This is a genomic window from Bacteroides stercorirosoris (genome assembly GCF_900142015.1).
Lineage (GTDB): Bacteria > Bacteroidota > Bacteroidia > Bacteroidales > Bacteroidaceae > Bacteroides > Bacteroides stercorirosoris.
Genome location: NZ_FQZN01000072.1, coordinates 1 through 5,169 on the forward strand (window position 1 = coordinate 1; position 5,169 = coordinate 5,169).

The following is a 5,169-nucleotide window of genomic DNA, read 5'->3' on the forward strand; positions in this document are numbered from 1 at the left end:
AAATACAAAAAGCCCCCACATCTTTCGATATGGAGGCTTCTCTGAAAAAACGGCGACTACCTACTCTCCCACTTGACGCAGTACCATCGGCGTGATCAGGCTTAACTTCTCTGTTCGGAATGGGAAGAGGTGGAACCCTGATGCTATAGTCACCTGAATAAGGTAGACATGATGTAAAAAGTAAAGATATAAGTCTTAATCCTTGCGGATTAAGCCGCTGAACGTATATATCCGCCATACAAGGCAAGGACCAAAAGTGAACGGGCAATTAGTAATGCTCGGCTATGATGTTACCACCTGTACACCTGCATCCTATCAACGTTGTAGTCTTCAACGACCCTAAGAAATCTAATCTTGTGGCTGGCTTCGTACTTAGATGCTTTCAGCACTTATCCAATCCCGACTTAGATACCCAGCAATGCACCTGGCGGCACAACTGGTAAACCAGAGGTCAGTCCAACACGGTCCTCTCGTACTAGTGTCAGAGCCACGCAAATTTCATACGCCCACGATAGATAGAGACCGAACTGTCTCACGACGTTCTGAACCCAGCTCGCGTGCCACTTTAATGGGCGAACAGCCCAACCCTTGGGACCTTCTCCAGCCCCAGGATGTGACGAGCCGACATCGAGGTGCCAAACCCCTCCGTCGATATGAGCTCTTGGGAGGGATCAGCCTGTTATCCCCGGAGTACCTTTTATCCTTTGAGCGATGTCCTTTCCATACAGAAACACCGGATCACTATGCTCTAGTTTCCTACCTGATCGACTTGTTAGTCTCCCAGTCAAGCGCCCTTATGCCATTACACTCTACCGACGGTTACCAATCGTCGTGAGGGCACCTTTAGAAGCCTCCGTTACGTTTTTGGAGGCGACCACCCCAGTCAAACTACCCACCAAACAGTGTCCTCGCATCGCGAGTTAGAACTCAAATAACCAAAGGGCCGTATTTCAACAGCGGCTCCACAAATACTGGCGTACATGCTTCAAAGCCTCCGGCCTATCCTACACATCAATTACCCAAATTCAATGTTAAGCTATAGTAAAGGTTCACGGGGTCTTTTCGTCCCATCGCGGGTAATCGGCATCTTCACCGATACTACAATTTCACTGAGCTCACGGTTGAGACAGTGTCCAGATCATTACACCATTCGTGCAGGTCGGAACTTACCCGACAAGGAATTTCGCTACCTTAGGACCGTTATAGTTACGGCCGCCGTTTACTGGGGCTTCAATTCAATGCTTCTCTTGCGATGACATCTCCTCTTAACCTTCCAGCACCGGGCAGGTGTCAGGCTGTATACTTCATCTTTCAATTTTGCACAGCCCTGTGTTTTTGTTAAACAGTTGCCTGGACCTATTCTCTGCGCCCGTCATTGCTGACGGGACCCTTTATCCCGAAGTTACAGGGTCAATTTGCCTAGTTCCTTAACCGTGAATCACTCAAGCGCCTTAGTATATTCAACCCGACTACGTGTGTCCGTTTACGGTACGGGTACCTTAAAGATTAAGTTTAGCGGATTTTCTTGGGAGTATGCTTACATGCGCTATTGGATTGTTCCGAAGAACGCTCCATACTATCAGGTTCGACTCTCGGGGCGGATTTGCCTACCCCGATCAACATCTACACCCTTCAACGGACTATTCCGTCAGTCCGCGGCACTGTCACGCCTCCGTCTCCACGTCACTCTTTAAGGTAGTACAGGAATATTAACCTGTTCTGCCATCGGCCTCACCGTTCGGCTGAGCCTTAGGACCCGACTAACCCTGATCCGATTAGCGTTGATCAGGAAACCTTAGTCTTTCGGCGAGGGGGTTTCTCACCCCCTTTATCGTTACTTATACCTACATTTGCTTTTCCACACGCTCCAGCAAAGCTCACGCTTTACCTTCGACGCAGAGTGGAATGCTCCCCTACCGATGTATTAAACATCCCATAGCTTCGGTAAATTGCTTATGCCCGATTATTATCCACGCCAAACTCCTCGACTAGTGAGCTGTTACGCACTCTTTAAATGAATGGCTGCTTCCAAGCCAACATCCTAGCTGTCTTAGCAATCTGACTTCGTTAGATCAACTTAGCAATTATTTCGGGACCTTAGCTGATGGTCCGGATTGTTCTCCTTTAGGACATGGACCTTAGCACCCATGCCCTCACTCCTGATATAGAACTAATACGCATTCGGAGTTTGTCAAGACTTGATAGGCGGCGAAGCCCTCGCATCTTATCAGTCGCTCTACCTCATATTAGTATAAATCAAGGCTGCACCTAAATGCATTTCGGGGAGTACGAGCTATCTCCAAGTTTGATTAGCCTTTCACCCCCACCCTCAGCTCATCCGGAAGCTTTTCAACGCTTATCGGTTCGGTCCTCCAGACAGTGTTACCTGTCCTTCAACCTGGCCAAGGGTAGATCACTTGGTTTCGCGTCTACTCCTTCCGACTATCCGCCCTATTCAGACTCGCTTTCGCTTCGGCTACACATATTAATATGCTTAACCTTGCCGGAAAAAGTAACTCGTAGGTTCATTATGCAAAAGGCACGCCGTCACAGCTAAAAGCTGCTCCGACCGCTTGTAGGCGCATGGTTTCAGGGACTATTTCACTCTTCTATTCGAAGTACTTTTCACCTTTCCTTCACAGTACTGGTTCGCTATCGGTCTCTCGGGAGTATTTAGCCTTACCGGATGGTCCCGGCAGATTCACGCAAGATTCCTCGTGTCCCGCGCTACTCAGGATACCACTAGGGTTAAGTTAGCTTCACATACCGGGTTATCACCGTCTATGACTGAACTTTCCAGAACATTCTGCTCACTAACTGTCGTCCCACGACGTGGTCCTACAACCCCATACATGCCGTAACATATATGGTTTGGGCTGTTCCCCGTTCGCTCGCCACTACTAGGGGAATCATTATTTATTTTCTTTTCCTACAGGTACTAAGATGTTTCAGTTCCCTGTGTTAGCCTCCTGCATAGCAGGATAATATCTCTTCAAGATATTGGGTTGTCCCATTCGGAAATCCGCGGATCAAAGGTCATTTGCACCTACCCGCAGCTTATCGCAGCTTATCACGTCCTTCATCGCCTCCGAGAGCCAAGGCATCCGCCATGCGCCCTTGCTTACTTTTAGTCTTACCTAGCCGTATGGTTAGATATATACTTTCAGCTTGTTAATAACTTTACTTTTTTTGTACATCATGTCATAGTTCGCTTTGCTCACAATTGAAAATTGAAAATTAAAAATTGACAATTAAAATCAAATGCGGCGGAGTGGAGAATAACGGATTCGAACCGTTGACCCCCTGCGTGCAAAGCAGGTGCTCTAGCCAGCTGAGCTAATCCCCCGGGAAAGAAGCGTGGCTTCTTCTCGAAGTAGTCCCAGGCAGAGTTGAACTGCCGACCTCTACATTATCAGTGTAGCGCTCTAACCAACTGAGCTATAGGACTGTCGAGTTCAACCTCACCTTGCGGCTCGGCTTCTTCTTTCTCATTTATATCTTTAAATAAACAATTACCCGTAGTACAAGAGGTTCTTATGGAAGTATAACTTCAAGAACCAACTTTTAAAATTTTATATTCAGCTTGCGCATCGTATAATTATGAGCGTCGCTCCAGAAAGGAGGTGTTCCAGCCGCACCTTCCGGTACGGCTACCTTGTTACGACTTAGCCCCAATTACCAGTTTTACCCTAGGCCGCTCCTTACGGTTACGGACTTCAGGTACCCCCGGCTTTCATGGCTTGACGGGCGGTGTGTACAAGGCCCGGGAACGTATTCACCGCGCCGTGGCTGATGCGCGATTACTAGCGAATCCAGCTTCATGGAGTCGGGTTGCAGACTCCAATCCGAACTGAGAGAGGTTTTGGGGATTAGCATCACGTCGCCGTGTAGCTGCCTTCTGTACCCCCCATTGTAACACGTGTGTAGCCCCGGACGTAAGGGCCGTGCTGATTTGACGTCATCCCCACCTTCCTCACATCTTACGACGGCAGTCTCTCTAGAGTCCTCAGCATGACCTGTTAGTAACTAAAGATAAGGGTTGCGCTCGTTATGGCACTTAAGCCGACACCTCACGGCACGAGCTGACGACAACCATGCAGCACCTTCACAAATGCCTTGCGGCTATAATGTTTCCACTATATTCATTTGCAATTTAAGCCCGGGTAAGGTTCCTCGCGTATCATCGAATTAAACCACATGTTCCTCCGCTTGTGCGGGCCCCCGTCAATTCCTTTGAGTTTCACCGTTGCCGGCGTACTCCCCAGGTGGAATACTTAATGCTTTCGCTTGGCCGCTTGCTGTATATCGCAAACAGCGAGTATTCATCGTTTACTGTGTGGACTACCAGGGTATCTAATCCTGTTTGATACCCACACTTTCGAGCATCAGCGTCAGTTACAGTCCAGTAAGCTGCCTTCGCAATCGGAGTTCTTCGTGATATCTAAGCATTTCACCGCTACACCACGAATTCCGCCTACCTCTACTGCACTCAAGAAACCCAGTATCAACTGCAATTTTACGGTTGAGCCGCAAACTTTCACAACTGACTTAAGCTTCCGCCTACGCTCCCTTTAAACCCAATAAATCCGGATAACGCTCGGATCCTCCGTATTACCGCGGCTGCTGGCACGGAGTTAGCCGATCCTTATTCATATGGTACATACAAAACAGTATACATACTGCACTTTATTCCCATATAAAAGAAGTTTACAACCCATAGGGCAGTCATCCTTCACGCTACTTGGCTGGTTCAGACTCGCGTCCATTGACCAATATTCCTCACTGCTGCCTCCCGTAGGAGTTTGGACCGTGTCTCAGTTCCAATGTGGGGGACCTTCCTCTCAGAACCCCTATCCATCGATGTCTTGGTGGGCCGTTACCCCGCCAACAAACTAATGGAACGCATCCCCATCAATTATCGAAATTCTTTAATAACAAGAAGATGCCTTCTCGTTATACTATCCAGTATTAATCTTTCTTTCGAAAGGCTATCCCGGAATAATCGGCAGGTTGGATACGTGTTACTCACCCGTGCGCCGGTCGCCATCAGTCTATTGCTAGACCATGCTGCCCCTCGACTTGCATGTGTTAAGCCTGTAGCTAGCGTTCATCCTGAGCCAGGATCAAACTCTTCATTGTAAAAGTATTGTTAATCGGTATTGCTACCGG

The 5,169-nt window shown here is 48.2% G+C and carries 2 tRNA genes and 3 rRNA genes; all 5 read right to left on the bottom strand.

Annotated elements, in window-relative coordinates:
* Nucleotides 1-47: 47 nt before the first annotated feature.
* Nucleotides 48-157: ribosomal RNA gene (rrf, locus tag BUC01_RS24665) — 5S ribosomal RNA — on the bottom strand.
* Between the two features lie 91 nt (nucleotides 158-248).
* Nucleotides 249-3,131, bottom strand: a 23S ribosomal RNA gene (locus BUC01_RS24670).
* A gap of 141 nt (nucleotides 3,132-3,272) precedes the next feature.
* Nucleotides 3,273-3,346 (bottom strand) — tRNA-Ala (locus BUC01_RS24675).
* A 28-nt stretch (nucleotides 3,347-3,374) separates the two neighbouring features.
* A tRNA-Ile gene (locus tag BUC01_RS24680) sits at nucleotides 3,375-3,448 on the bottom strand.
* 168 nt (nucleotides 3,449-3,616) lie between these two features.
* Nucleotides 3,617-5,139 (bottom strand): 16S ribosomal RNA (locus BUC01_RS24685).
* Together the 16S, 23S and 5S rRNA genes with 2 tRNA genes alongside form the textbook arrangement of a ribosomal RNA operon.
* Nucleotides 5,140-5,169 lie beyond the last annotated feature (30 nt).